Annotated in this window: 3 protein-coding genes; all 3 read right to left on the bottom strand. The window is 72.2% G+C overall.

Features of this window, described 5'->3' with window-relative positions; translation table 11 throughout:
- Positions 1-529: 529 nt before the first annotated feature.
- On the bottom strand, positions 530-652 hold the full coding sequence (locus KPL59_RS36455; protein WP_255678359.1) for a hypothetical protein: 123 nt from the start codon (positions 650-652) through the stop codon (positions 530-532).
- Between the two features lie 591 nt (positions 653-1,243).
- Positions 1,244-1,432 carry a hypothetical protein gene (locus KPL59_RS35300; RefSeq protein WP_226363382.1) on the bottom strand — a complete coding sequence of 63 codons (189 nt, stop codon included), beginning with the start codon at positions 1,430-1,432 and terminating at the stop codon, positions 1,244-1,246.
- A gap of 77 nt (positions 1,433-1,509) precedes the next feature.
- Complete coding sequence (locus KPL59_RS35295; RefSeq protein WP_226363381.1) at positions 1,510-1,851, bottom strand: hypothetical protein; 342 nt, start codon at positions 1,849-1,851, stop codon at positions 1,510-1,512.
- Between the last annotated feature and the right edge of the window lie 138 nt (positions 1,852-1,989).

The following is a 1,989-nucleotide window of genomic DNA, read 5'->3' as shown; positions in this document are numbered from 1 at the left end:
AGAAGCAGCAGCGCCGGACCGACCCGAGCAGCAAGGCCCGACGCCGCGCACAGCGCAAAGCCCGCGACAACGACCTCCCGCCCTTCCCCGGCCGCGACGCGACCACGGGCTTGGGCTCGGGCTCCGGCTCATCGGGACCAATCGTCGTGAACGCCGACTACCACCAGCACGACGACGGCACCTGGACCGCCCACCGTCGCCCCCGAACTGCTGCCCGGCGCGGTCACCATCGACGACGTCGACCTCCACAACCGTCTTCCACAAAGTCATCGCCGTCGTCGAAGTCCTCGCGCAGACCGCCCCACCCGACGCCGACATCAGCACCATCACCCTGCACCGCGTCGACGGCGACACCCTTCGCTGGCTAGCCGCCGTCGACGAGTACGGCTTCACCGACTGCGTCAACGCAGCCCAGTTCCCCGCCACTGACCACCACCGACCCGCCGGACCAGCGGCCAGCTCCTGGTGCTGCCGCGCCGCTTCCGGTCCTCACCCGACCCGGAAGGCGACTCGCGGGCAGACGCAGTGACTATTCGGAGTGGAACTCCACCCGCACGATCCGCATGTCCATCTCACGGGCATAAGCAGGCACGACCCAGGTCATCTCCTGCGGCGCCGCCGCCAGCGTTGCGGACCCAGGCCGTGTGCTCATGACGGCCTTGTCCCTCCGCGTTCTCCATCGTCCACGGTGAACACCACCGTGCTCGCGCCGCAACCTCGAACCACAACTCCTCAACGTTCTGCCCGCGATCGAACTCGATCACCGGCAGACACGCCCCGGAGCAAGCCCTCCCGGCACACGTCCTCCCCGACGGCGGGCCCGCCCACACCGACGGCGCCGGCCCAGCCACCAACCCAGCCAGCACCACACCGGTCACCGCCAGAACCCAGCACTCCGCCGCACCACCACCCGCAGCAGCCCCGGCCTCTTCCTCAGCGCAGTCGTTGTCGTCGTCACCCATTTAGCCAAAGTCGTCACCATTCAGATGTCAACTCCGACGCGCCCCGCGACTGAAACGCCGTCTCCGGACCGCGCGGCAACCGCTAGCGGCCAGGGCTAGCGGCGGGCCGGGCGGCCCAGGGCGAGGTAGACATACCGGCCGACCAGCACCCGCGCGGTGATCGCGACCATCACGTCGCCACCGGCGCCACACCGACCACCACCGCACGCCGACCACCAGCACCCCGGCCTCGGCCACCCCGGTCGCGATCAGCAGCGCCGCCGGGCCCGGCCCGGGCCGGGTCACCACCGGAGCCGGGACCGGACCCGGAACGGTCGTGGGCACCGCCCCACCCAGTCCTGCGCCCGATCCTGCGCTTGAGCCTCCTGCAGCAGCTCATACGCTGCGGTGACCACCGCGAACCGGTCCGGATCACCACCGGCGTCGGGGTGCTCGCGGCGCACCGCCGCCCGCCACGCCGAACGCACCACCTCCGCGGTGCTCCCGGGGCGACACCCAGGATCGCCGCAGCCCGCGTCACCTCGGGCCCCCGTCACCAGACCGGTCCTCACCGCTGACCTCCCCCACCGTCGATGTCGCCGCCGATGTCGCCGCCGCCATCGATGTCGCCGAGCCAGATGTCGGCGTCCGCCCCGACCCGACCAGCCACCGCCCTGACCAGCACCACCACCGCTACCGCTCCTCCGCCGTCCCCGGAGCCGCTACCGCCCCGGTCTCGGCGGGCGTGGGCGTGACCGGCCATGAGCTGGCGGCGCGTCAACACCGGCCCCGACACCGGCTCCTCCACCCCGACCGCCTCGTCCCAGCACCGCGACCGCCCCGACAGCGGCGTCACCAGCCCGTAGACGACCTTGTCCGGGCTCGCCCACGCGAGGTGGTGCGGCGGCATCTGCCGCACCCGGTTCGGAATCCAACAGGAACGCGTGCTGGCGGCGCACCGTCCCCGCCCCGCTGTACCCACCGGAGAAACCGAAGCGCCCCAGCCCTCGTCCGACCCGGCGCCGACCAGCTGCAACCCGACCTCCCC

It is taken from the genome of Pseudonocardia sp. ICBG1142 (assembly GCF_020496255.1).
Classification (GTDB): Bacteria; Actinomycetota; Actinomycetes; order Mycobacteriales; family Pseudonocardiaceae; genus Pseudonocardia.
The sequence above is the reverse complement of the archived record's forward strand: the minus strand, read 5'-3'. Positions and strand labels throughout refer to the sequence as shown.

Bases quoted from the DNA above. Each gene is read 5' to 3' on its own strand.
- KPL59_RS36455 (WP_255678359.1), bottom strand. From the start codon at position 652: ATGAGCACACGGCCTGGGTCCGCAACGCTGGCGGCGGCGCCGCAGGAG.
- KPL59_RS35295 (WP_226363381.1), bottom strand. From the start codon at position 1,851: ATGCCGCCGCACCACCTCGCGTGGGCGAGCCCGGACAAGGTCGTCTAC.